This is a genomic window from Halorubrum saccharovorum DSM 1137, from assembly GCF_000337915.1.
Classification (GTDB): domain Archaea; phylum Halobacteriota; class Halobacteria; order Halobacteriales; family Haloferacaceae; genus Halorubrum; species Halorubrum saccharovorum.
This window is the reverse complement of record NZ_AOJE01000058.1, coordinates 35,576-59,288: the sequence shown is the minus strand read 5'-3', so window position 1 is coordinate 59,288 and position 23,713 is coordinate 35,576. Positions and strand designations below refer to the sequence as shown.

Here is a 23,713-nt window from a genome sequence, read left to right as displayed (position 1 = left end):
CGGCCAAATGGTCGACGAAGCCACCAACAAAATGGCCCAAGACATCGTCGAAACCGCCGAAGCCGCAGGCATCCTCTAAACGGGCGGTCCGCGCTCGGCTCGTCTTCCCGGCACATCGACTTTTTCGTGTCCTTGAGCGCCGGCGTTGGCGTCGGCGTCGATAAAAAGCCGCACCGCCGTGGCGGTCCCGCGCTCAGAACACGCCGGGGAACAACACGTAACTGAACAGCAGACACAGCAGGCCGACGCCCGTCGCGTAGTACAGCAGCGGGATCAGGTTCAGCCGCATCACCCGCCCCTCCTGTCCGAGGAGGCCGACCGTCGCCAGCGCGGCGACGAGGTTGTGGATCGCGACGAGGTTCCCGATGGCGCCGCCGACGGCCTGCGCGCCGACGATGATCGTTCGCGGAAGCCCGAGCTGCGTCGCCGCCTCGAACTGGAACGCGCCGAAGGTGATGTTCGAGACGGTGTTCGATCCGGCCATCGCCGCGCCCAGCGCGCCGATCAGCGACGCGAAGGCCGGATAGGCGACGCCGAGGATGTCAGCGGTCGTCTGCGCGAGCAGGACGATCATGCTCCCCACTTCCGGCGCGCCGGGATGCGCGCCGGACTGGAGCATCACCTGCACCATGGCGATGACGAACACCAGCGCGATGAACGGCGAGACGATCTTTCGGCCGGCCTCCTTCCACGCGTCACCGATCTCCTCGCCGGACATGCTGAAGATCGGGATCGCGAGCACGGCGCTCACGAGCAGCCAGAACCCCGGCACGTTCATCCACGCGACGGCGCCGTCGAGAGTGGTTCCGAGGATCCCGTTCCAACTGACGATGAAGATGCTCTGGTTGATGAAGTTCGAGATCGGTCCGACCGCGCGCGTCACGACCAGCAGAACCACGAGCAGGACGTACGGCGACCACGCCTTCAGCAGCGACATGTCCTCGCCGCCGCTGAGGTCGGCCGCCTTCGCCTCGGGCGAGACGCCGCCGCGGCTCTCGGGGCCCTCACCGTTCGAGCCGTTCGACTGCCCCGGCTCGATCGATCCGACCCAGTGGTCTGCCCACTTCTCCCGCTCCGGGAACTCCCACTCGTCGTCCGGCAGGAGGTAGCCCGCGCGCAGGATGCTCAGGATGATCGCGCCGCCGACCATCGACCCGATGAGCGACGGGAACTCGGCCGTGAGGAACCACGCCGAGATCCAGTACGGGACCGCGAAGGCGATCCCCGACGCCAGACAGAGCGGCGCGACCTCCCAGGCCGGCGCCAGCGAGCGGTCGTCCGGGTCGCCGAAGAAGTAGACGACCATGCCGACCGCGAACAGCGGCATCACGAATCCCACCAACGCGTGATACGTCGCCGCCCACGCCGCCACGTTGACGGAGAACTCCTGGACGGTCATGCCGCCGTCCTGGATAGCGGTGCGGGTAAACTCGACGCTCTCCATCGGATTCTGTATCCCGACCACGATCGGCGTCCCCACCGCGCCGTACGTGACGGCGATGATGTGGCCGATGATCCCGGCGACGACCGCCGCGAGCGCCGGGAAGCCGAGCCCCAAGAGCAGCGGCGCGACGACCGCAGCGGGCGTCCCGAACCCGGCGGCGCCCTCGATGAACGTCGCCATGAAGAAGGCGATCAGGACGATCTGCACGCGTCGGTCGTCGCTGACCGTCGCGAATCCCTGATTTATCCGGTCGAACGCACCGGCCTCCATCAGGGTGTACAACAGCACGAGCGCACCGAAGACGATCCAGAGGATCTCGATCGCGGTCATGAACCCTCTCGCCGACGCCGCCGCCAGCCAGTTCACCGGCATGTTCCACGCCGCGTACCCGATCACCATGGCTGCGACCCACGCGATGGGCATCGCGCGCGTCGCCGGCCACAGGAACCCGACGAGGAGAACCCCGGCGAGAAGCAGCGGAATCGCGGCCACGGCGACGTCGATTCCGGTCGTCATAGGTCCCCTCCACCGTTACTCTCGTTCGCTCGATTCCACCGACGACTCATGTGACAAGTTACCATCCACATGCGACGGAGGTACATCACGTTCATTGATTATAAAAGGTAAGTTTCCGGACAACGACGTGTCCGGAAGCGACCGGGTGCACGGTGCAGTCGCCTCCGTGAACAACTCGCTCTACGACTGGGGGATTGTCCGAACGGATCCATCAACGACCGATCATTTTCCGACCGGTCATTCGTCCGGTAGGTACCGGTCACGGCTCGCCGTCCGTCCGAGAAGCCGAGCCGTTCCCACCGAAACGTCGTCCAGGGACCTCAACGAGATGCGGCGCGCGTGGGAATTGGGTAGGGACCTCAACGAGATGCGGCGCGCGTGGGACTTGGGTAGCGGCGACCGGCTCGGCGCCTTAAGCGATGCCGAGGCGGACCGGGTCGCGGGCTCTCGTCCGCCCCGTCGTCACCGGTCTTCTTCCGGCTCCGCGGCGAGCGCGGCGTCGCGCAGCTCTCGGCAGCGGTCACCCTCGACCGTCAGCTCCGGCACCGCCGTCGGACTTCCGTCGGCGTCGACGGCGACGAACACGAAGTACGACTCCGTCGTCAGCTCGCGCTCGCCGGTCCGGGGAGACTCGCGGAACGCCCGGATCCGCGTTCGGAGGCTCGTTCGCCCGACCGCGTACACGTACGACTCGACGATACAGGTGTCGCCCTGCGGTACCGGTCGCTTGAAGTCGAGCCCGTTGATCTTGGCCGTGACGCACGTCTCGCCGGCGGCGCGCATCGCCGACATCGCGCCGATTTCGTCCATCCACTTGACGACGTTGCCCCCGTGGGCCGACTCGTAGTTGTTCGTGTGGGTCGGCTGGACGCGCTGGCGGTTCTCGATGTAGGTGTCGCTGACGGTCGGCATGGCCGCCCCAACACGCCCGGTGGTGAAAGGAGCGTCGGCGGGGCGCAAACGGATTATCACACACGATAACTCGACGATCAGTCCTATATGACCCACATATCCTCCTTCGAGTAACGATCTATGTTCGACTCGATAACGGACCACTACGGGCGCCGAGTGGGCGTCCTCGTGTTGCTCGCGTTGGGCACCACGCTGGCGTTCGTCGCGATCTTCGGCGCGCACGTCGCCGCCGTCGGCACGGGCGAGGCGGGGCTCGCGGCGCTGAGCGCCACGGCGGTCGTGGTCACGCTCAATCTCGGGCTCTTGGGGATCGTCCTCGTCGGGAACGTCGGGGTGGACCTGCGGCGGCTCACGGCGGTCGCGGAGGCGGTCCGCGACGGCGACTTCGAGGCGAGCGCCGACTCCGACCGACCGGACGAGATCGGGCGGCTGTTCGGCGCCGTCGACGAGATGCGGCGCTCGCTGCGCGACGCGGTCGCGGAGTCGGAACGGGCGCAGGCCGACGCGGAGGCGGCCCGCGAGGAGGCGGAGGCGCTCACCGACGACCTCCTCGACCACGCCGAGGGGATCGGCTCGGCGATGGAGGACGCGGCCGACGGCGACTTCACCCGACGGCTGCCCGAGGACGCTGACGTGGACGCGATCGCGCGGATCGCCGGCGCGTACAACGAGATGGCCGCGGACCTGTCCGCGACGCTCGACGACCTCCACGCGTTCGCCGAGGACGTGGAGTCGACGGGCGAGCGGATGGCCGAGCGCGCCGACGACGTGGCGGAGATGAACGAGACGGTCGCGACGGAGATGCGGGAGCTGGCGGGCGCGCTCGACGACCAGACGGCCCGGCTCCGGGAGGCGTCCGACGAGACCGACGACTTCTCCGCGATGGTCGAGGAGATCGCCTCCACCACCGACGACGTGGCGGGCGACGCCGCGGCCGCGGCCGAGCTCGGCGAGGCCGGCGAGCGACACGCCGCCGAGGCGGTCGACTCCGTGCTCGCCATCGCCGACCTGCTCGGCGAGCTGCAGGAGCTGATCGACGGGCTCGACGACCGGATGGACGGGGTCGGCGAGACCACCGACATGATCGCCGACATCGCCGAGCAGACGAACATCCTCGCGCTGAACGCCTCGATCGAGGCCTCCCGCGCCGGGGGCGACGGCGACGGCTTCGAGGTCGTCGCCGACGAGGTGAAGTCGCTCGCGGAGGAGACGCGGGCGTCCACCGAGGAGATCGACGAGACGATCGACGCGGTGACCGGCGACGTGGCGGCGGTGGCCGCGGAGATGGACGAGACGATGGCGGAGCTCGACGAGACCACGGAGGCCGCCCGCGACGCCGGCGACGCGATCGAGGAGCTCACCGGGACCGTCGAGGACGTCGACGCCGCGATGGCGGACATCGCGCAGGCGACCGACGAGGGCGCGACGGGCGTCGAGGCGATCGCGGCGACCGTCGACGAGGTCCACGGGACCGCGGAGGCCGCGGCCGACCGGGCGCGGTCCCTCGCGGAGACCGCCGACGAGACCGCGGCGACGATGGAGACCGTCCGCGAGACGGCCGCGTCGCTGTCGGACCGGACCCGGACGCTCGAACGCCGCCTCGACGAGTTCGACACGCGGACCGACCGCTCGACCCAGACCGCGAGCGGCGAGCCGACGGGCGACCGCGCCGCGGTTCCCGCCGCCGACGGTGGGGAGGTGGACCGATGATCGAGCCGTCAACGGTGCGGTTCGTCTCCGCGACCCTGTACGGCGGCTGGGCGGTGGCGCTGTTCGCGGCGGTCCGGCTGAAGCGGCCCGCCGCGCGGCGGTACTGCTACCCGTTCGTCGCGGTGGTCGCCGCCGCCTCGGTGCTCGTCGCCGCTCGCGGCGCGGGGGTCGGCGCCGTGCCGGTGGGCACGGGCGAACTGGTGTTGCCACAGACGGTCAGCGACTACGCGACCTACCCACTCCTGTTCGGGTTCGCGGCGTTTGTCGCGGGTGCGAGCCGCCGGTACATCGGGGTCGTCGTCGCGACGATCCTCCTCATGCGGACCGCCTACGACGTGGCCGACGTGGCCGACGGAACGGTCGGACTCGCGGCGACCGCGGCCATCGTCGTCGGATACGCGCTACTCGCGCTGCTCTACTTCGGCCCGGTGGCGGCGGCCGCGCGGCGACGGTCCCCGCGGCGGGCGCTGTTCTACCGGAAGACCCGGAACCTCGTGTTGTTCGTCTTCGGGATCTTGATCACGTGGGCGATGCTCCAGCTGTTCGGCGTCTTCGACGCGTTCACGCAGGCGGTGACCCTGGAGTACATCGACTTCATCCTGCGGGTCGGCTTCGCGGGCTTCGTGATCGCGAACGCCGAGACGCTGCTCGACGACGAGGGCGAGGCAGACGCGACGGGCGGGGGCGACCGCACCGGCCCCGGTTCGGGAACCGCCCCGACGGCGGCCGACTGATCGGACAGATCGGATTGGAACGGGACGGCCTAAGCCGCGTCGCGAGGTTCGACAGTTCTGTCCGTGAATCTCGATCATTCGTGGCCGTTTTCGCAGATTGATAGAGCCGCAACAAGATATTTATACTCGCGTGGCATTCACTAGCATGCATGTCTAGTAGTGCACCCAGCGCGGACGACGACGTGTTCGACGAGTTCCTGTCCGATCACGGCCACGAGACAGAGATCGTACGCTGGGAGCGATCCTATAACAAGCTTCAGTGTCCGGAGTGTGGTGCGCTACATCCCGAAGGAACCGCACAGTGTGACGTCTGCGACTGGCGTCCGACCTGACGCTGACGGCGTCGCACGGGCGATTAGCGGTTTTCTTTCGACTGAGTTTGGCGGCAGTATTATGTGGTATCAATCGATAGTGGCGAGTATGCCGACCTGCCAGAACTGCGGTTCGTTCGTCACGACCGACTACGTTCGGGTCTTCACGCCGAACGAGATCGATCGGCCCCGAGTCTGTCCCGACTGCGAGGATCTCGTCCGCGACGGCGCCGACGTGCGCGAGGCGCGAGCGACGCGAAGCAACTGAGCGCGCCGAGAGTCCGACGGCGATCCGTCGACGATCGTATCTGCGGTCCGATCGATGGCTCGGGGCCGATCCGTCGTTCCCTCCGGTACGGCCAGAGCCACGGCGTTTAAGGAGAACCGGAATCTGGAGTAACTAATGACCGATCCCACGGTGACGCGACTGTTCGGCGGTCCGGGCAGCGGGAAGACCACAGCGCTCCTGGACCGCGTCGAGGGGATCCTCGACGACGGGGACGCCGACGTTCGCGACGTGCTCGTCGTCTCGTACACGCGTGCTGCCGCCGCCGAGATCCGCGAGCGGCTCGCCGAGCGGCTCGACATCTCCCCGCGCAGCCTCCAGGGGAACGTCTGTACCATGCACGCGAAGGCGTACGAGCTGCTCGACCTGTCGCGCGGCGACGTGGTCGGCGAGGACGACAAAGAGGAGTTCTGCGAGGAGTACGGCATCGAGTTCGAGGACCAGCACGGCGGCGCCGGACGGCGGACCGCGCGGTCGACGACGATCGGCAACAAGATCATCGCCACCTCGCAGTGGCTCCAGCGCACCGAGCGCGACGTGGCCGACTGGTACGACGTGCCCTTCCAGTGGAACGTCGAGGAGGTCCGGCTCCCGCCCGAGGAGGACCCCAACGCGCAGCAGGGGAACAAGTACACCCCGACGTGGCCCTCCGACGACGACCGGATCGACATCCCCGACACGATCCGCGCGTGGCGCGGCTACAAGGGCGACCACGACCTGGTCGGCTTCGCAGACATGCTCGAACGCGTCGCGCAGCGCTCGCTGGTGCCGAACGTCGAGTACCTGATCATCGACGAGTTCCAGGACATCACGACGCTGCAGTACAACGTCTTCGAGGAGTGGAAACCCCACATGCGGAAAGTGCTCATCGCCGGCGACGACGACCAGGTCGTCTACGCGTGGCAGGGCGCCGACCCCGACCTCCTCTTAGACACCGACGTCGACGAGGACGTGGTGCTCCCGAACTCCTACCGGCTCCCCTCCGAGATCCTCAACGTCGTCAACGCCGAGATCCGCCACATCGACAAGCGACAGGAGAAGGACCTCCACCCGCGCAAGGAGGGCGGCACCGTCGAGGCGATCGAGTCGCCGTCGATGCTCGAACTTGTCCGGAACGTCCGGTACACCGTCGAGGACGACGAGGGCAGCGTGATGTGTCTGTTCCGGGCGCGCTACCAGATGTTCGACTTCATCGACGAGTTCATCGACCACGGGATCCCGTTCACGATGCTGACCGACGGCCGGATGTGGACCGACCGCGTGCGTGACTACGTCAGCGCCATCGAGAAGGCCGACACGGGCGACTCCGTGAACGGGCTTGAGGCCCGACGGCTCGCCGACATGCTGCAGGACTCGGCGTTCGGCACCCACGAGCGGGACGAGTTCTACGACTTCCTCGACGACCGCGAGGAGGCGGCCGACGCCGACGACATCGCCCAGATCGAGGTGACGAACGACGAACTCGACGAGTTCATCCCGTTCATGCCCGACGCGAGCAGCGCGAACGACATGGTCCGGAAGGTGACGAGCTTCCAGCGGAAGTCGATGGGCGCCTACTTCGACGGCGACTACGAGGGGATGGACCCGACCCGCGTCCGCGTCGGCACCATCCACTCCGCGAAGGGCCGCGAGGCCGACCACGTGTTCGTCGCGACCGACCTCACCGAGAAGGTTGTCGAGCAGATGGCGGCCTCCATCGACGACCCGACCGACGTGGACGGCATCGAGGAGTTCACGAAGACCACGAGCCCGGTCCCGGTCCTCACCGACAACGAGCGCCGCGTGTTCTACGTCGGGATGTCCCGCGCACGCGAGCGACTGGTGATCATGGAGAGCCTCATCAGCGGGGCACCGACGCTCCCGATCAGCGTTCTCCTCTTCAACGAGCTCCGCGACGAACCCGCACAGGATCTCGTCGAGGAGGTGCAGGCGGAGCTGGCCGTCCCCGAACCCGAGCCGTGAGCGACGGGAGCGACGCCGCGGAGGCCGGTGCGGGAAGCGGCGGGGACGGCGACGCCGCGGAACTGCGCGACCGCCTCCCGGTCCGCACCAACCTCACACCGATCGCCGAGGCGGTCGCGGCCGCGGACGCCGACGCCTTCGTCGCGGTCGGCGACCGGTTCGACGACGACCTCCGGTATCTCACGCGCTTCGCCGGCCCGGACCGGGCGTACGCGCTTGTGGTCGTTCCGGAGAGCGTGGGTTCGGAAGACGACGGAATCGCGGGCCGCGCCGTCCTCTGTGCCCCCTCGCAGTTCCGCGAGCAGGCCGAGCGAGAGTTCGTCGCCGGGGCGCGCGACCGAAGCGAAGGCGCTGACGGCGGAGGCGCCGACGGCGACGCCGGGTTCCACGACGGCGTCGCCCGCGAGGTGCGGACCGAGCGCGTCGGCGACCACGCGGGCGAGCGCGCGGCGGCGGTCGTCCGAGACCTGCTCGACATCGAAGAGCGCGACCGAGCCGACAGCGACCGCACCGCTCTCGTTTCCCCGTCGATCCCGCACGACGCGGCGGTGTACCTCGAACGCGCCGGCAACGCGCTGGCGTCGACCGACGCGGTCGCGACCGCCCGATCCCGGAAGACCGACGCGGAGGTCGACCGGCTCCGACGAGTCCAGCGCGCGGCGGTCGCGGGAATGGCACGCGCCGAGACCGTGTTGGCCGAGAGCGAGGTCGTCGGGAGCGAGTCCGACGCCGATGGCGACTCGGCGGGGACCCGCGAGCCCTCCCTCCGGTGGGAGGGCGCACCCCTGACGACCGAGCGTCTGCGGCGGGTCGTGAACGCGACGCTCGCCGCCCGCGGCGTCCGGGACGCCGGCGACACCGCGATCCGCGTGGGGCCGGCAGCGGCCGACCTCCGCTACGTCGGCGACGACCCGATCCGGCCGGGCGAGACGGTGCTGATCGACGTCTCGCCGCGCGGGCCCGACGGCTACCGCGGCGACCTGACCCGGACGTTCGTCGTCGACGGCGACGGCGGCTGGGAGCGTCGGGCGTACCTCGCGGTCGAGTCGGCCCGCGAGGTCGCGCTCGGCGAGGTCGAATCGGGCGCGACGGCCGCGAGCGTCCACGGAGAGGCCGCCGCCGAGCTTGGCGCGTACGGGTTCGACCCGAACGCGGGGGAGGGCGAGGCCGGGTTCACCCACGGCACCGGCCACGGCGTGGGCGTGAGCCGCCACGAGTCGCCGTCGCTGTCGGGTGCGGGCGAACTGCGGTCGGGCCACGTCGTGACGGTCGGGCCGGGCGTGTACGACCCCGACGTGGGCGGCGTCAGGCTGGAGGACCTCGTCGTCGTCACCGAGGGCGGCTACGAGGTGCTGGCCGAGTACCCGTTCGGGATCGTTCCGACCGCGCGGGAGTGAATTCGAAAAGAGCGCTCACTTCTCGACCGGTGTCCCGTCCTCGGGCGTCGCCTCGGTCTGCTCGCCTTCGATCGACGGCTCCTGGGTCGGACGCTCATCCGGGGCGTCGAGATCGGCGATCTCGCGGAGCTGTCGGGGGAGCAGCCCCGCGAGCAGTCCCCGCAGGATCCGCCCGGGATCGAGGAAGTACTGCGGGAGGACGACCATCGCGGCGGCGACGACGAGCAGGCCGACGCCGAGCGCGACCTCGCCGGCGAACAGCCGGATGATCGCGTAGTTCGCGAGCGGGAGGGCGAAGATCAGCGACGCGGCCAACCCGATCATGTCGGTCAGCCCGAGTCTCATTGCGACTGCGTTGGCTCCGGGGGGTCAAAAGAGGCGCGGCGTCAGCGGGAGCCGAGAGCGGAGCCGCGAGCGAACACCGAACCGATATGTGTCGCGCGCGCCCAGTTCCGGTATGTTCACCGGCATCGTCGAGGACACCGGGACCGTCCGCGAGCGGACCGAGACCGAGGACGGGCTCCGGCTCCGGATCGCGGTCGACGGGTTCGACGACCTCCACCACGGCCAGTCGATCAGCGTCAGCGGCGTCTGCCTCACGGTCGAGGAGTACGCGGTCGGATCGGACGACGACTGGTTCGAGGTGTTCCTCGCGAGCGAGACGGTCGCGAAGACGTACCTCGGCGCTGTCGACGAAGGCGACGCGGTCAACGTCGAGCTCGCGATGCCCGCCGACGGGCGGTTCGACGGCCACGTCGTGCAGGGCCACGTCGACACCGTCGCCGAGGTGAAGTCGATCGAGCGCGTCGGCGAGGACTGGCGGTTCACGTTCGCGATTCCCGAGGGCCACGGCGACTACCTCGTGGACAAGGGTTCCGTGACGCTCGACGGGATCTCGCTGACGGTCGCCGAGAAGCGCGAGGGGGAGTTCGACGTCGCGATCATCCCGACGACCTACGAGCTGACGACGCTCTCGGAGAAGTCGGTCGGCGACCCGGTCCACCTGGAAGTGGACGTGATCGCGAAGTACGTCGAGAACATGCTGGACGGGTACTGAGCCGGACAGAACCGCACGGCAGGGCTGCTCCTCCGAGGCTTACGCGTCCTTCGCGCCCTTCACCGTCTCGCGGACCGCGTCGACGCCCTCGTCGTGGAGCAGGTCGCCGACGACGATCACGTCGCTGTGGGCGGCCATCTCGTTGGCCGACTCGTAACCGTGGATCCCGCCGCCGTAAAACAGGGTGGCCTCGTCGAGCGCGTCGTGGGCGGCGGCGACCTTCTCCGTGTCTCCGAAGGTGCCCGAGTACTCGACGTAGACGATCTCCTGGCCGAACATGCGCTCCGCCACCTTCGCGTACGCCCCCACGTCGTCGGCGCTGAGGTCGCAGTCGGCCTCGGTCAGCTGCGCGACCGACGCCTCGGGGTTCATCACGATGTACGCCTCGGTGTGCGTCCGGCTCCAGTCGAGGTCGTCGATGCGGACCCACTCCTTGTGCGCGCCGGTGATCCAGAACGGACCGCCCGCGTTGAACACCGTCGGGATCAGGTACCCGTCGAGGGCGGGCGAATCGATGACGACGCCCGGGTTCGACGGCTCCTGGTAGAGCGGGACGTCGTACTCCGCAGCGGCGTCGACGACGCGAGTCATCTTCTCCGCGGTGACATCGAGGGTCCCGCCGATCTCGATCGCGTCGGTTCCGGTCCGGCAGACGTCCTCGAAGGTGTCGTCCCCGTACAGCTGCTTGTCGGGATCGACCTTCAGCACGTGGTCCCAGTCGTCCCACGGGTTGTTCATCGGAATCGACTCTACCGGGCGGGACCAAAAAGGTGCGGAACCTGTCCCGCGAGCGGGCGACGCCCGCCGGCGGGATCGACACGTCTCAGAGCAGGTCGTCGAGCTCGTCGTTGCGGAACGCGTCGGCGGGGTCGGGCTGTTCCTCCGGCTCGTCTCGGATCGCCTGTCGCGCGCGTTCGAGGAACTCCTCCACGCGGCGCGAGCGCTCGACGCCGCCGAGGAGGACCAAGGCGGCCACCCGGTCGGAGTCGAGCGGGAAGTCGCCGCCGCGCACCTCCATCGATCCGGTCTCCTCTTGGAGCCACTTGCGCGCCTTCTCCGAGCCCTTCCGGGATATCCTGTCGGGATCGCCCGCGATGGCGACCAGAGCGGCGTCCGCGTCGGTCGCGTTCGGGAGCGACATCCCGGTCATCACCGCGCTCCGGACCGTACTCATCACCGTCGTGACGTTCTCCTCGGCGTCCTCGGCGGCCGGTGCGGACGCGAACCCGACCGCGGCCATGCCGCCGGCGCGCAGCGTGTTGATCACCTCGCTCGTGTCGACGACCGACTCCGCGACGCCCTCGACCGACTCGCCGGCCGCGAGCAGGAGCCCGACCCGCTTCGCCATCGAGGCGTTGATCGCCGCGTAGCCGCCCTCGACCGACTCGCCGGAGGAGCGCCACGCGTCGTTGTCGAGCAAAATCGTCGCGTCGGCCTCGCGGACGAGCGTCTTCAGCGATCGCCCGGCGTTCACCTGGTACATCGCCCCCTCGTCGCGGCCGGGGAGGACGCCGAGCGCGTACACCGGCACGTCGTACACGCGGCTCAGCTCGCGGACGAGCACCGGCGCGCCGCCGGATCCGGTTCCGCCGCCGAGCCCCGCGACAACGAACAGCGCCTCCGCGTCGGCGTTCACCTTCGGCGCGAGCGCGTCGAGCACCTCGACGGCGTCTTCCTCCATCACCTCGGCGCCGAGCTCGTTGTCGCCGCCGACGCCGTGCCCGTTCACCCGAGACTGACCCACGAGGACCGTATCGAGCGGGAGTGGCTCTAGGTCGGCCGACGCCGTGTTCACCGCGAGCGCGTCGAGCACCGCACCGTAACCGGCGTCCGCGTCGAACTCGGCGAGCGCAGTCGTAAGCTTTCCGCCCGCCTGTCCGACGCCGAGGAGGACCGCGTTCATGATCGAGAGCTAACCGATCCGGTCGTAATATCTTTTCCCCCGAGGTTTAAGTAGAAACCCGCGGCCAATCGACCGCGTGACAGACGACACTCGCGACCGCGACCGGCCGTTCGTCGGCGCCGGAGGGGCTCCGGAGACGACGGGTGACGAGCAATCAGAGCGATCTCCGGCGTTCGGCCGAGCCGATGGCACACCGGCCGGAACGGCCGGAACGTCCGGATCGACGCGATCGACGGGCGAGAGGCCGGCCGTCGCCGACGCGGACATCGCATCGGAGAAAGACCCGAACATCGGGGCGAACCCCGAGCGGGACGGCGACCGGGTCGAAGAGCGACTCCGCGCGGTCGAGCGGGCACTCACCGGGACCGACGACGCTGTCGCCGATCTCAGCGACGGGGCGGCCGCGAGCGCGGAGCGGGAGGAACTGTCGACGCGGCTCGACGACCTCGAAGCACGCGTGGAGGAACTGGAGGCGGCGACGCAAGCGATCAGGGGGTACGTCGGATCGATCCGGTCTGTGAATCAGGCGGTCGAGCGCCGCGCCGACCTCGCGCTCGCTAAAGCGAGTGAGAACGAAGCGAGTGAGAACGGCGAGGCGACTCACGACGGCGCGGCCAACGAGAACGCCCTCGACACCGCCGTACCGAGCGACGACGCCCTCGACGCCGCCGTACCGAGCGACGACGCCGTACCGACAAACCGGCGCCGAGAGAACGGAGCCAGGTCGGCGGTCGAGACGGCGACCGACCGCTCCGAAACGAACGACGAGAAAGCGGACGACTCGTGGCGCTCCGGCGCGCTGGATCGGCTCCGTGACTCGCTGTAACCGCCGGCGCGCCGCGAGGACGGGGCCGTGATCCGCGTCGTCCTCACGGTCCTCGTCGCCGTCGCGCTCCTCGCGGCCTCGATACCGGCGCTGGAAGACGCCCGGACCGCGACGACCGAGGAGCAGCTCGACACCGAGTCGGACCGCATCGAGCGAGCGATCGGCGGACTCGCCGCCGGATCGATGAGCGTCGCGGACCCGTCGCTCGCCGCCCGAACGACGGTGACGGTTCGCGCGCCGAGCGGCGTCACCGCGGCACCGATCGACCGTCTGGCACTCGTCGAGGCGGAGCAGTCGGGAAACGAAACCGTCGCCGCGCTTCGGTATCGGATCGACGGCAGTCGCGGCCGGACCCGTCCGATCGTTCCTGGCGCGACGGCCGCGACCGTCGAAGTCGTCGACGGACCGATCGCGCTCCGGACCGACGGCGAGAGTCGCCTGGACCTCCGCCTCGTCGACGACGGCGGCCCGACTGTCCGGATTTCGCGGATCGGGTGAGAGTTTATATGCGATACCGCGGGCACGCCCGCCATGAGCTTCGATCTCTCCTCGCTGTCGTCGCTCGGAGGCGACGACGCGCCGCTGCGATCGCTCCCGTGGGTCGATGACGACCCTGACGAGTGTCGATGCGATCCGTCGTTCAGAGAACCGGTCGGGACCGGCGTCGACGATCGGGTCGTGCTCGCGGTGGACGCCGACGACTGTCCGGGGCGCGGTGATCTCGCTGCGAGCCCCGGCTGTCTCGCGACGGTCGTGGAGGCGCTGACGGAGCGCGACGCCGACGTGGTCCGGACGCGCCACGCGGGCCGCGAGCGGACCTACGCCGGGCGGGCCGCGGCGTGTCTGATCGCCGCCGGGCGGTTCCGCGAGCAGGTCGAATTCCACGAGACGCGGCTCGCGGAGCGCGTGGCCCGAGAACCGATCGCGGCGGCGCGGGAAGCGGGCGGCCGTGAGGGGCCGCCGAAGCGGATCGCCGCGGAGACCGGACTGTCCGAGATCGTCTCTGACGCGGAGGAGCCCGGCGACGTGCTCCGATCGCACGCCGGCCCGAGGATCGCGGCCACGCGCGTCGCGTCGACACCGCCGCCGGACGCAGCGCTCGTCGATCGGTGGGAGGTCGACACCGGCGCGACCGTGCGGCTGTACGAGGGATCGGGAGCGCTACGGACGTATCACCTCACGCCCCCCTCGGCGCGGCTCGACGACGAGGCCGTCGAGCGACTCGCCGCCGCCAAAGACCGGTTGCTCGACGATCCGACCGGCGGCGACAGGGGACCGGGACGAGCGGTGCGATCGGTCGCGGCGGCCGGCGATCCCGTCCCGACGCTGGTCGACGTGCTCCGTCGGCACACCCGCGGGTACGGCGCGTTCGAACACGTGTTCGCCGACGAACGCGTGAGCGACGCGACGGTGTCGGCGCCCGTCGCCGAGAACCCGATTCGAGTCGTCGTCGACGGGGAGCGGTGTCGCACCAACGTCAGGCTACCGGCCGAGGGCGCGGCGACGCTCGCGTCTCGGCTCCGACGGACGAGCGGGCAGGGATTCTCCCGCGCGAGCCCGACCCTCGACGCGACGATCGAGGCCGAATCCGGTCGCGTTCGGGTCGCCGCCACGACCGATCCCGCCAGCGACGGTCTCTCCTTCACGTTCCGTCGCGGCGAGCCGGACGCGTGGACCCTCGCGCGGCTCGTGGACGTGAAGACGATCACACCAGCGGCCGCCGGGCTCCTTTCGGTGGCCGTTGAGCGGGGGGTGACAGGGCTCGTCGCCGGCGGTCGCGGGGCGGGGAAGACGACCGCTCTCGGGTCGCTTCTCTGGGAGCTGCCGGCCGAGACGCGGTCGATACTGATCGAGGACACGCCGGAGCTGCCGGCCGAGGCGGTGACCGCTGCCGGGCGCGATACGCAGCGGCTCCGAGTGGGCGACGGTGCGGAACCGTCGCCGAGCGAGGCAGTGCGGACCGCCCTCCGGCTCGGAGGGGGCGCGATCGTCGTCGGTGAGGTCCGCGGCGAGGAGGCGGCGGCGTTGTACGAGGCGATGCGCGTCGGCGCGGCCGGCGAGACGGTCCTCGGAACGATCCACGGCGAGGACCCAGAGGCGGTCCAGGAGCGAGTCGTCACCGACCTCGGCGTCTCTCCTTCCTCGTTCGCCGCGACGGATCTGATCGTCGTGCTCGATGACCATCGTGTCGAGACGATCGCCGAGGTCGTCGGCCACGACGAGGGAGCCTCGTTCGAGCCGCTGTTCGAGCGATCGGGAGCGGGACTGTCTCCTACTGGTCGCATCGACCGCGGGGAGAGTCGGCTCGTCGAGTCGCTCGCGGAGACCGGCGAGTCGTACGCGGCCGTCCGCAGTGCCATCGATCGACGGGGAGAACGCGTCGGAGAGTCAGCGAGAACCGGACGGATCGCGCCGGAACGATACGTAGACCGCGACGGGGACGCTCGCGGGAGGAGCGACGGCCCGCGGAAGGACGGCGACTTCGACGGTGGCGATCGATGACCGGTCCGGACAGGGACTTCGTCGGGGCGTCGCGACGCAATGCGGCAGACGGCGGTGAGGGGTCGGCGGATCTCCGTCGCGCGATCGCCTTCCTCGGATGGGACGCGACGAGCGCACAGGTGATCGAATCGGGATATCGGGCCGGCGTGGCGATCGGCCTCGTCTGTGCCGTCGTCGTCGCGTTCGTCTCCGGCCCCGTTCCGGGCCTGTTGTCCGGGATGGCGGGGGGGCTGGGCGTCACACACGCCGTTCACCGGGGGCCGGTGTGGCTCGCTTCGCTCCGGCGGACCAGAGCGCTCGGGGCCGCGCCCGGACTCGTCGGACGGCTCGTGTTGCGGATGCGGTTGGACCCCTCGACGGAGCGGGCCGTCCGGTTCGCCGCGCGGACCGGCGACGGGCCGCTTGCCGACGGCCTCGCGCGTCACGAGCGGGCGAACGCCGACGGACCGACCAGCGGGCTCCGGGCGTTCGCCCGCGAGTGGCAGCCGTGGTTCCCGACGATCGACCGGGCAGCGGCACTCGTTCGGACGGCGGCGTCGGCACCGCCGGAGCGCCGAGGACGATGCTTGGACCGGGCTCTCGACGCGACTATCTCCGGAACGACCGATCGGCTCGCCTCCTTCGTGGGGGCTGTCCGTGGTCCCGTCTCGGCGCTGTACGCCTTCGGGGTGTTGCTTCCGCTCGCACTCATCGCTCTCCTCCCGGCGGCCGCCGCGGCGGGCGTTCCGATCGGCCCCGTCGTCGTCGCGGCGCTGTACCTCGGCGTGCTGCCGGCCGGGCTGCTCGGGGCGTCAGCGTGGCTGCTCTCCCGTCGCCCGGTCGCGTTCGCGCCGCCGAGCATCGACGGAGATCACCCGGATGTCCCGGAGAGAGGAATCCACGCGACGGTCGCCGGACTGGGAGCCGGAGCCGTCGCCGCCGCGGTCGCAGCGCGGTTCGTCGCCGAGTGGACCGCGCCGGTCGCGGGGGTCGGCGTCGGAGCGGGCGTCGCGCTCTTCGTCGCCGTCCGGCACCGCAGAGCGGTGCTGTCGAACGTCCGCGCCGTCGAGCGCACCCTCCCGGACGCGATGACGGTGATCGGCGGCGACGTGGCCGAGGGCGTCGCCGTCGAGACCGCGATTGCGAACGCTGGCGAACGACTCGACGGCGCAACCGGCGAGCTCTTCGAACTCGCCGGACACCGGAGCGACACGCTCCGCGTCGGCGTCCGGGAGGCGTTCCTCGGCCGCGGCGGTCCGGCGGTTCCGGTTCCGTCCCCGCGGGTTCGGGGAGCAGTCGCGCTGCTTGCCGTCGCCGCGAGAGAGGGGCGGCCGGCGGGCGACGTGCTGCTCGAGCTCGCCGACCAGCTGGAGGACCTCCGCGAGCTCGAGAGCGACGCCCGGCGACAGCTCGCGACCGTAACGGGGACGCTGACGAACACCGCTGCGGTGTTCGCGCCGCTCGTCGGCGGGGCGACGATCGCGCTCGCCACCGGTATCGACGCGGTCGACGCCGGAGGACTCGGCGCCGGGGCGACGGCCGGTGCGGACGCGCTCGGAGTCGGCGGCGTCGGTGGTGGCGGCGCCACCGGAAGCGGGGCGGCCGGAACGGCCGCGGAATCGGCTCCGGGGACGAACGGGGGCGGAGCCCTGTCGGTACCGGTGCTCGGACGGATCGTCGGCGCGTACGTGTTGGTCCTCGCGGCGCTGCTCACCGCGTTGGCGACCGGCCTCGAACGCGGGTTCGATCGGACCCTCGTCGCCTATCGGGTCGGGATCGCGCTCCCGACCGCGGCCGCGACGTATCTCGTCGCGTTCCTCGGCGCCGGGATGTTGCTGTAGCGAGGCGAGGGAAGGGGAGAGAAGGGAAGGCCTCCGAATATATCCCGGAGCGATCCTTTAAGTACGAAACAGCGGCCAGCCGTCCCGTGTTCGAGACCCACCTCGACGCCACGTACGCGTGGCTCGGCTTGGCGCTGGTGAGCGTCGCGACCGTCGGCGTCGCCGCCGCGCTCCCGGCCTCTCCGCCACCGGACGCGAGCGGCGTCGCACACACGATCGACTCGGTTGCCGACGGCGAGCATCCCGCGACGGCGGAGCACGGGCTGGCCGCGGACCGCATTCGTCTCACGAACCGATCGATCGCCCTCGACAGCGGGAGCGGGAGCGGGAGCGCGCGGGCGGCGCTGCGGGCACCGCAGGTAACTCCTGTCCCGACGGAGCGACGCGGATCCTCGGGCGCCGACGGGCTTCGCCGAGTGCTGGCCGGCGTCCCGCCGACCGTCGCGTTCGACGATCCGGAGGCGTTCGCGGCCGCCGCCGAGCGCGCTCGGGGGCGAGACCACGAGTGGCGTCCGGCGCCGGATCGGCTGACGGTGAGACGCGTTCACTACGGAGGGGTCCATGTCACGCTCGTCGGGTGAGGGCCTTCTCTCCGGGGAAGGGACCGAGAGCCGCGCCGCGGTCGAACCGATCGCCGCCCTGGTCGCCGTGCTCGCCGTCGGTGCCGCGCTCGGGCTGTACGTCGCCGCGCTCGACGACGCGGCGCCGGACCGAGAGCGTCCGACCGCCGAAGCGACCCTCGATCGGGTCGAGCCGTCGGTGACGACGGGCGGGGTCGTCGATCCGGAACGCTTGCGCGATGTCGTCGAGTTCCGATACGCCGCGACGGTCGTGATCGAGGCCGACGGCGAGACGTGGACGGTCCGGTCCGGCGACGAGGCGCCGGCGATGGAGAGCGCTCGGAACACGGACGCGGTCGCGGTCGCCGAGCGGCCGGCAACGGTCAAGGTGGGAGCAGGCCGGAACGTCCGCGGAACGCTTCGGGCGGTGGTGTACCGATGACGAGCACCGTGCTCGACGTGACGGTGCTGCTCCTCTGCGTCTCGGCGAGCGTCGTCGCCCTCGGCGCGGCCGACGGCGGTCGCGGAGAGACGGGACCCGAAGCCGCCGAGGTCACCGATCTGATCGCGACGGAGACGGTAACGGTGACGTACGCGTCGGAGGAGGCGCCGAACGGGACCAGGACGGTCCACGCGACGCGCGCCGAACTGCTGGCGCTGGTGGCGGCCGGAGACGATGTCAGCGACGAGAAACGCGCGTCGAAAGAGGCGTTTGAGTCCGAAGCACTGGCAGCCGTCGGACGGGGAATCGGACCGCGGACGCGGATCGACGCGGAGGCGGGGGCGAGATCGTCGGACGAGACAGACGATTCGAACACGATCACCGTCGGAAGCGAGCCGCCACGAGGCGCTGCTGTTACGGCAGCGGTGCTCACGCATCCGGCTCCGAACGGCGAGAACTCGACCGGTCAGATCAGGATCGTGATCAGGAGGTGGTGAGCGTGGGAAAGCGATCGTCGGGAACACGCGCGTCGCACACCAGATCGAGGTGTCGGTCCTTCACCGTCGACGAACGCGCGCGGGTCCCGTTCGCACTGATCGGCGTGCTCCTCTTGGTGACGAGTTCGACGTACGCCGCGGGGATCGCCGATCAGGGACTTATCGGCGAGGACCGGAGCGTGGAGCGCGCCGTCGAACGCGTCGACGCCGACTCGACCGCCGCGCTCAGGGCGGCGGCGCGCCAGGCCGCGCACGACGCGGCCAAAGAGCCAGTGACGCGGGCGCCAGACGAGGCGGTCGCCGGCTCGAAAGAGGGACACGAAGCGACTGCGGTCAGGAACGGTTCAGTTTTCGAAGACGCGTTCCGGATCCGGCTCGCGATCGCCGGCGCAGAGGCGCTGGCGGCCGTCGACGCCGAAGTGGGCGGCGTAACGGCGACGGCGTCGCTACCAGCGGTGGACGATCCGAGTGAGCTAGCGGCGGCGCGCGACCGGATCCGCATCGGGTCCGCCGCAAACGGAACGGCGACGCGTGTGACGTTCGAGGGGGTGAAAACGACCGCGACTCGGAGCGGGCGCACCGTCGTTGAACGAACGGGGGATCGGACCGTCGTGGTGGCAGTCCCGACGCTCACAGCGCACGAACGGACGGAGCGGTTCGAGAAGCGACTCAACCGGGGCCCCGTCGAGGGACCGGGGTTGGGTCGCCAGCTCACCGCGAGCCTCTACCCGATGACGTGGGCGCGTGGGTACGGCCAGTACGCTGGTGCGCCGGTCGAGAACGTGCTCGCGAACCGCCACGTGGAGCTGTCGACGAACGCGGGGATCGTCCGGACGCAACGCGACGTGTTCGGCGCGAGCGATCCGAACGCGCGCGGAGGAGTGGCGCGCGCGACGGCGCGAACCGGCGTTACCGACCTGCTCAAGCCGACCGGCGTCGATGAGGGATCGTGGACCGAGGCCGTTCTCGACGCACCGACGCCGGAGAAAAACGACGGCCCTAGTGAGGGAGACAGTCCGGGAGCGAGCGACGGTCCGAGCGGTCAGCCGAGTGAGGACGCCGCGTTCGAGCCTGGAAGAGACCGGACTGACGAGCGGACTTCGGTCCCGATCGGTCGTGCGGCCGACGAGGGGGCGACGCGCGTCTACGACGATCTGGACGCGATCATCGGGAACGCGTATCGGGTCGAAGCGAGCATGGAGACCTCGACGACACAACTGATCGACGGCGGGCGTCCGACACCGCCGAAGCCCTCGGGGTTCGCGACAACCAGCGGCTGGGAGCGCGTCGATCTGCGTCGGGCGGAACGGTCCCCGGTCGTCTCGGGGGACGGCGTTCCGGAAGGCGTCCCGTCTGGGACGGTCGACCCCGGTGAGCGCGTCTCGTTCGGCCTCGCGACCCGCGAGGCGACCGTCGAGCGCGTCGCGATCGCGGAGTGGGAACGAGTAACGGTCGAGCGCGGCCCGAACGGGAGCGTCGTCGACGAGCAGGTTCATCGGGTGACCACGCGCGACGCGGTGACCGACCGCTACCGAGTACGGGTGTCGGTATCGGGCGAGTACGCTCCGACCGGCGGAGCACCCGACCGGGCCACCGCGACGTTCGGTGCTGGCGACGCGACCGACGGTCCGGATCTGCGCGACGCGCCGTCCGCCGCCCGAACCGATCTTGAAGTCGGTGCCGAGAACGGCGTCGATCGGATCGTCGAGGACGCGGTCAGCGACGGAGCGGTGACCGAGTCGACCGTCGTCGTCGGATCTCGTTCGGCGGCCGATCGGGACGCCGTCGCGGCCGAGGTGGCCGCGCTCGCGAGCGAGGTGCGCGGCATCGAGACCGAGGCGTCGATGGAGGACGCGGCGGTCGGTGAGGCGGAACCGTACGCCGACCTATCGGACGCGCTCCGCAATCGGCGTTCGGAACTCATCGCCGCGCCGGCGACGTACGACGGCGCCGTCGATCGGGCCGGGACCGCCGCCCGCGCCGCGTACCTCGACGCCGTGATCGACGAGCTGGAGGCCGCCGCGGACGACCGCGAACGCGCGACGGACGGGTTCCTCGACCGCGTGAACGGCGCGTTCGACGGCCCCGACGTGGGCGACGCGCTCGCCAGCCGCGAGGCCGCCCGCGACCCCGGGACGTACGCGGTCGGCGAGGGCGGCCCGGGCGGAGAGGTGACGTTCGCGCCGAGCGGCTCGCCGGGATATCTCCCGCGGACGACCGTCGACGGAGAGACCGTCGACGGCGTGAACGGGACGACGACGCGACCCCTCGCGGTCCGCAACGTGAACTACGTCACCGTACCGTACGCAGAGGTGTCGAGCGGTATCGTGGACCGGATCCTCGGCACCCAGGACACGGTTCGGGTCGGGACGGCCGGGCGATCGCTCCTGTTGGCGAACGAGGCGCTTGCGTCGGGCGACGACCCCGACCTGCGGGCGGATCGGGACGCGCTCGCCCGGCAGATAGACGGGTCGCTCGACGGGGTGGACGAAGCGCTCAGAGCGACGCTCCGCGTGCGGACGTCTCTCTCTCGCGACGAGCGGCGCAATGCGCTCGACGCGGCCGCCGCGAACTACGGCTCGACGGGCGAACGTGCGGTCGCCGTCGGGAACGGCTCCTATCCGGATCGAGTCGCCGCCGAGGCCGCGAGCGTCGGATCGCTGTCGCGGGCGGCCGAGGAGGCGCTCGGCGCGAACCTCCGCGTCGCGACCCGGACCGCGGCCGGGAGAGACGCGGTTCGGGTCCCGACCCGGTTCGTCGACGAGACGACGAGCGGCGCGCGGGTGCTACTCAGAGACCGGATGGAGAAGGCGATCGAGAGGGAAGCGACGCGGGCGGGCGGAGCGGCCGCCGGGAAGGCCAGCGAGAAGGCGGCGGAGGAGCTGGGCGAGAAGTGGTCGCTGAAGCCCGCCCGCACCGTCGGCGCGGGGCTCCCGGTCGCACCCGTACCCGGATACTGGGTGACGACCGTGAACGCGTGGCGCGTCCAAGTCCGGGGGGAGTATCCGCGATTCGCGCTGCGCGCCGACGTTGGGACGCCCGGAGAGCGCTTCGCGTACGTCCGGAGCGAGGGCGACGTGACAGTCGACGTCGGCGGCGAGACGGTGCAGTTGGGCGAGACGGAGCCGGTCGCGTTCGAGACGGAGACGGTGGTTGCCGTCGCGGTTCCGGCCGGCCCGCCCGGCGTCGGCGACGTAGACGGAGTCCGCGACGAACGGTCCGAGGGATGGCCGTGCCCCGGCGCGATCGGGGAGTCGCCCGCGAGCGACGAGAGAGAGGGGGAGGGGAAGTGTACGAACCCGTGACCCGACCGCAGCCGTTTTGAGACGCCGCGACCGAGGGCGACCATGTTTCACGAGGTCGTCGTCGACGGCACGACGGGAGCCGAAAGCGACGCGGACGAGGTGACCGCGGCGACGCTGCTGGCGGCGTTCGAAGCGCTGGTGAACGAGGCGGCCGCCGAGGTCGGTCACGATCGGATCGCCGAGGAGGCGGGGATCGACGGAGCCGCCATCGACGCCGTTATCGACGGCAACGTCTCGGGGCTCCGACTCGAAGACGGGGCCGCGATAGTCGCCGTATCGGCCGACCGCGACGGCGACGCGGTCGTCGCCGAGGTCCGCGACCACCTGCTGATGGGGATGGCGACGGCGGTGCTCGACGTCGATTCGATCGCCGCCGCGATCGACGCGGACCTCACGGGACAGGAGGTCCAGCAGGCGCTGGAGGGACGCGCCCCGATGACGCTGGGCCAGCTCGCGGAGATCATGGCGGTCATCGAGCGGCGGAAGCCATGAGGGTCGTCGTGGTCGGCTGCGGCTACGTCGGCCTCGAGCTTGCTCGACAGCTGGCCGAGCGCGGCCACTCCGTGACGGGCGTCCGGCGGTCCGACGCCGGATTGGGCGCGATCGAGTCGATGGGGGACGAAGTGGACGGCGACGGAAACGCGGGCGGCGAGGCCGAAGTGGACGCCGTCCGCGCGGACGCGACCGACCCGGAATCGCTCGACGCGCTCCCCGACGCAGACGCGATCGTGTTCGCTGCCAGCTCCGGCGGTCGCGGCGCCGCGGCCGCCCGCGAGGTGTACGTCGACGGTCTGCGGAACGTGATCGAGGCGTACGGGTCGCGGGCGGCGACCCCGGACAGGCTGGTCTACACGTCGTCGACCGGCGTGTACGGCGACCACGACGGCGCGTGGGTCGACGAGGAGACCCCGATCGAGCCCACGACCGAGAAGACCCGCGTCCTCGCCGAGGCGGAGCGGACCGCGCTGGAGACGGCGGCGGAGTTCGGGGTCGACGGGACGGTCGCGCGCTTCGCGGGGCTGTACGGACCCGATCGCTACCGGCTCGAACGCTACGTCGACGGCCCGGTCACGGCCGGCTACCTCAACATGGTCCACCGCGACGACGCGGCCGGAGCGGTCCGGTACCTCCTCGAAGCCGACCGCGCCCGCGGCGACGCCGTTCTCGTCGTCGACGACGAGCCGGCGGACAAACACGCGTTCGCCGACTGGCTGGCCGACGCGTGCGGCGTGTCGCGGCCGGAGAAGCGGTCGAAGGAAGAGCGCATCGCGGAGGGCGGCCTCTCCGCGGCGGCCGAGCGGCGGATCCGGACGAGCAAGCGCTGCTCGAACGACCGCCTGCGGGCGCTCGGCTACGAATTCGCCTACCCGACCTTCCGAGAGGGGTATCGCGACGCAGTGCGGGCGTTCCGAGCGGCGAGCGAGTGAGCCCGCAGACAGGCGCGATCGGTCGAATTTCGGCTATCGCGTCGTCGGCTGGTCGAAACGGTAACGAACCTTGATGTATCGGGAGCGAGTCGACCGGCACGT

General features: G+C 70.6%; 22 protein-coding genes. 17 read left to right on the top strand and 5 right to left on the bottom strand.

The window, feature by feature from the left end; all coding sequences use genetic code 11:
- Window positions 1-193: 193 nt before the first annotated feature.
- Complete coding sequence (locus C471_RS10935) at window positions 194-1,960, bottom strand: L-lactate permease (protein ID WP_004048988.1); 1,767 nt, start codon at window positions 1,958-1,960, stop codon at window positions 194-196.
- Between the two features lie 462 nt (window positions 1,961-2,422).
- Entirely contained in the window at window positions 2,423-2,872 is a 450-nt protein-coding gene (locus C471_RS10930) for an acyl-CoA thioesterase (protein ID WP_004048987.1), read from the bottom strand.
- A 120-nt stretch (window positions 2,873-2,992) separates the two neighbouring features.
- Here C471_RS10930 and C471_RS10925 point away from each other — a divergent pair, with 120 nt between their 5' ends.
- From C471_RS10925 to C471_RS10910, 6 genes are all read left to right on the top strand, one after another.
- Window positions 2,993-4,582, top strand: coding sequence for a methyl-accepting chemotaxis protein (locus C471_RS10925; RefSeq protein ID WP_004048986.1), 1,590 nt, complete (start codon window positions 2,993-2,995; stop codon window positions 4,580-4,582).
- Window positions 4,579-5,316, top strand: coding sequence for a bacteriorhodopsin (locus C471_RS10920; RefSeq protein ID WP_004048984.1), 738 nt, complete (start codon window positions 4,579-4,581; stop codon window positions 5,314-5,316). The genes C471_RS10925 and C471_RS10920 overlap by 4 nt, the downstream gene beginning before the upstream one ends.
- Before the next feature lie 149 nt (window positions 5,317-5,465).
- Window positions 5,466-5,648 carry an HVO_0416 family zinc finger protein gene (locus C471_RS18125; RefSeq protein ID WP_080505597.1) on the top strand — a complete coding sequence of 61 codons (183 nt, stop codon included), beginning with the start codon at window positions 5,466-5,468 and terminating at the stop codon, window positions 5,646-5,648.
- An 88-nt stretch (window positions 5,649-5,736) separates the two neighbouring features.
- A complete protein-coding gene (locus C471_RS17715; protein ID WP_004048982.1) occupies window positions 5,737-5,895 on the top strand; it encodes a DUF7563 family protein in 159 nt (52 codons plus the stop codon).
- 135 nt (window positions 5,896-6,030) lie between these two features.
- On the top strand, window positions 6,031-7,875 hold the full coding sequence (locus C471_RS10915; RefSeq protein WP_004048981.1) for a UvrD-helicase domain-containing protein: 1,845 nt from the start codon (window positions 6,031-6,033) through the stop codon (window positions 7,873-7,875).
- Window positions 7,872-9,272: a M24 family metallopeptidase gene (locus C471_RS10910; protein ID WP_004048980.1), complete on the top strand. Its 1,401-nt coding sequence runs from the start codon at window positions 7,872-7,874 to the stop codon at window positions 9,270-9,272. Before C471_RS10915 ends, C471_RS10910 begins: the two co-directional genes overlap by 4 nt.
- A 15-nt stretch (window positions 9,273-9,287) precedes the next feature.
- On the opposite strand, the gene C471_RS10905 is transcribed toward C471_RS10910, so the two are convergent.
- Entirely contained in the window at window positions 9,288-9,617 is a 330-nt protein-coding gene (locus tag C471_RS10905; protein ID WP_004048979.1) for a DUF7533 family protein, read from the bottom strand.
- A gap of 112 nt (window positions 9,618-9,729) precedes the next feature.
- Here C471_RS10905 and C471_RS10900 point away from each other — a divergent pair, with 112 nt between their 5' ends.
- Window positions 9,730-10,329 (top strand): riboflavin synthase, encoded by a 600-nt coding sequence (locus C471_RS10900; protein ID WP_004048977.1) that lies wholly within the window; start codon window positions 9,730-9,732, stop codon window positions 10,327-10,329.
- A 39-nt stretch (window positions 10,330-10,368) separates the two neighbouring features.
- Here C471_RS10900 and C471_RS10895 read toward each other — a convergent pair whose 3' ends face one another.
- Both C471_RS10895 and C471_RS10890 read right to left on the bottom strand, forming a co-directional pair.
- Window positions 10,369-11,067, bottom strand: coding sequence for a phosphoglycerol geranylgeranyltransferase (locus C471_RS10895; protein WP_004048975.1), 699 nt, complete (start codon window positions 11,065-11,067; stop codon window positions 10,369-10,371).
- An 85-nt stretch (window positions 11,068-11,152) separates the two neighbouring features.
- Window positions 11,153-12,232, bottom strand: coding sequence for a tubulin/FtsZ family protein (locus C471_RS10890; protein WP_004048972.1), 1,080 nt, complete (start codon window positions 12,230-12,232; stop codon window positions 11,153-11,155).
- A gap of 76 nt (window positions 12,233-12,308) precedes the next feature.
- Here C471_RS10890 and C471_RS10885 point away from each other — a divergent pair, with 76 nt between their 5' ends.
- The 10 genes from C471_RS10885 (at window position 12,309) to C471_RS10840 (ending at window position 23,611) form a co-directional block, all read left to right on the top strand.
- Entirely contained in the window at window positions 12,309-13,058 is a 750-nt protein-coding gene (locus tag C471_RS10885) for a DUF7310 family coiled-coil domain-containing protein (RefSeq protein WP_004048970.1), read from the top strand.
- 27 nt (window positions 13,059-13,085) lie between these two features.
- Window positions 13,086-13,556 carry a DUF7311 family protein gene (locus C471_RS10880; protein ID WP_004048967.1) on the top strand — a complete coding sequence of 157 codons (471 nt, stop codon included), beginning with the start codon at window positions 13,086-13,088 and terminating at the stop codon, window positions 13,554-13,556.
- Between the two features lie 33 nt (window positions 13,557-13,589).
- A complete protein-coding gene (locus C471_RS10875; RefSeq protein WP_004048965.1) occupies window positions 13,590-15,560 on the top strand; it encodes an ATPase, T2SS/T4P/T4SS family in 1,971 nt (656 codons plus the stop codon).
- On the top strand, window positions 15,557-17,380 hold the full coding sequence (locus tag C471_RS10870) for a hypothetical protein (protein ID WP_004048962.1): 1,824 nt from the start codon (window positions 15,557-15,559) through the stop codon (window positions 17,378-17,380). The genes C471_RS10875 and C471_RS10870 overlap by 4 nt, the downstream gene beginning before the upstream one ends.
- Window positions 17,381-17,466: 86 nt before the next feature.
- Window positions 17,467-17,961: a DUF7283 family protein gene (locus C471_RS10865; RefSeq protein ID WP_004048954.1), complete on the top strand. Its 495-nt coding sequence runs from the start codon at window positions 17,467-17,469 to the stop codon at window positions 17,959-17,961.
- Window positions 17,942-18,382 (top strand): DUF7285 family protein, encoded by a 441-nt coding sequence (locus tag C471_RS10860; RefSeq protein WP_004048953.1) that lies wholly within the window; start codon window positions 17,942-17,944, stop codon window positions 18,380-18,382. Before C471_RS10865 ends, C471_RS10860 begins: the two co-directional genes overlap by 20 nt.
- Window positions 18,379-18,879, top strand: coding sequence for a DUF7284 family protein (locus C471_RS10855; RefSeq protein WP_004048951.1), 501 nt, complete (start codon window positions 18,379-18,381; stop codon window positions 18,877-18,879). The genes C471_RS10860 and C471_RS10855 overlap by 4 nt, the downstream gene beginning before the upstream one ends.
- Window positions 18,873-22,184, top strand: a complete 3,312-nt coding sequence (locus tag C471_RS10850) for a DUF7286 family protein (protein ID WP_004048949.1) — start codon at window positions 18,873-18,875, stop codon at window positions 22,182-22,184. Before C471_RS10855 ends, C471_RS10850 begins: the two co-directional genes overlap by 7 nt.
- Before the next feature lie 42 nt (window positions 22,185-22,226).
- Window positions 22,227-22,676 (top strand): DUF5791 family protein, encoded by a 450-nt coding sequence (locus tag C471_RS10845; protein WP_004048947.1) that lies wholly within the window; start codon window positions 22,227-22,229, stop codon window positions 22,674-22,676.
- Window positions 22,673-23,611, top strand: coding sequence for an NAD-dependent epimerase/dehydratase family protein (locus tag C471_RS10840; protein WP_004048944.1), 939 nt, complete (start codon window positions 22,673-22,675; stop codon window positions 23,609-23,611). The genes C471_RS10845 and C471_RS10840 overlap by 4 nt, the downstream gene beginning before the upstream one ends.
- Window positions 23,612-23,713 lie beyond the last annotated feature (102 nt).

Bases quoted from the DNA above. Each gene is read 5' to 3' on its own strand.
- C471_RS10875 (WP_004048965.1), top strand. From the start codon at position 13,590: ATGAGCTTCGATCTCTCCTCGCTGTCGTCGCTCGGAGGCGACGACGCG.
- C471_RS10905 (WP_004048979.1), bottom strand. From the start codon at position 9,617: ATGAGACTCGGGCTGACCGACATGATCGGGTTGGCCGCGTCGCTGATC.
- C471_RS10870 (WP_004048962.1), top strand. From the start codon at position 15,557: ATGACCGGTCCGGACAGGGACTTCGTCGGGGCGTCGCGACGCAATGCG.
- C471_RS10935 (WP_004048988.1), bottom strand. From the start codon at position 1,960: ATGACGACCGGAATCGACGTCGCCGTGGCCGCGATTCCGCTGCTTCTC.
- C471_RS10930 (WP_004048987.1), bottom strand. From the start codon at position 2,872: ATGCCGACCGTCAGCGACACCTACATCGAGAACCGCCAGCGCGTCCAG.
- C471_RS10860 (WP_004048953.1), top strand. From the start codon at position 17,942: ATGTCACGCTCGTCGGGTGAGGGCCTTCTCTCCGGGGAAGGGACCGAG.
- C471_RS10855 (WP_004048951.1), top strand. From the start codon at position 18,379: ATGACGAGCACCGTGCTCGACGTGACGGTGCTGCTCCTCTGCGTCTCG.
- C471_RS10840 (WP_004048944.1), top strand. From the start codon at position 22,673: ATGAGGGTCGTCGTGGTCGGCTGCGGCTACGTCGGCCTCGAGCTTGCT.
- C471_RS10895 (WP_004048975.1), bottom strand. From the start codon at position 11,067: ATGAACAACCCGTGGGACGACTGGGACCACGTGCTGAAGGTCGATCCC.
- C471_RS10900 (WP_004048977.1), top strand. From the start codon at position 9,730: ATGTTCACCGGCATCGTCGAGGACACCGGGACCGTCCGCGAGCGGACC.
- C471_RS10920 (WP_004048984.1), top strand. From the start codon at position 4,579: ATGATCGAGCCGTCAACGGTGCGGTTCGTCTCCGCGACCCTGTACGGC.
- C471_RS18125 (WP_080505597.1), top strand. From the start codon at position 5,466: ATGTCTAGTAGTGCACCCAGCGCGGACGACGACGTGTTCGACGAGTTC.
- C471_RS10925 (WP_004048986.1), top strand. From the start codon at position 2,993: ATGTTCGACTCGATAACGGACCACTACGGGCGCCGAGTGGGCGTCCTC.
- C471_RS10845 (WP_004048947.1), top strand. From the start codon at position 22,227: ATGTTTCACGAGGTCGTCGTCGACGGCACGACGGGAGCCGAAAGCGAC.
- C471_RS10915 (WP_004048981.1), top strand. From the start codon at position 6,031: ATGACCGATCCCACGGTGACGCGACTGTTCGGCGGTCCGGGCAGCGGG.
- C471_RS17715 (WP_004048982.1), top strand. From the start codon at position 5,737: ATGCCGACCTGCCAGAACTGCGGTTCGTTCGTCACGACCGACTACGTT.
- C471_RS10890 (WP_004048972.1), bottom strand. From the start codon at position 12,232: ATGAACGCGGTCCTCCTCGGCGTCGGACAGGCGGGCGGAAAGCTTACG.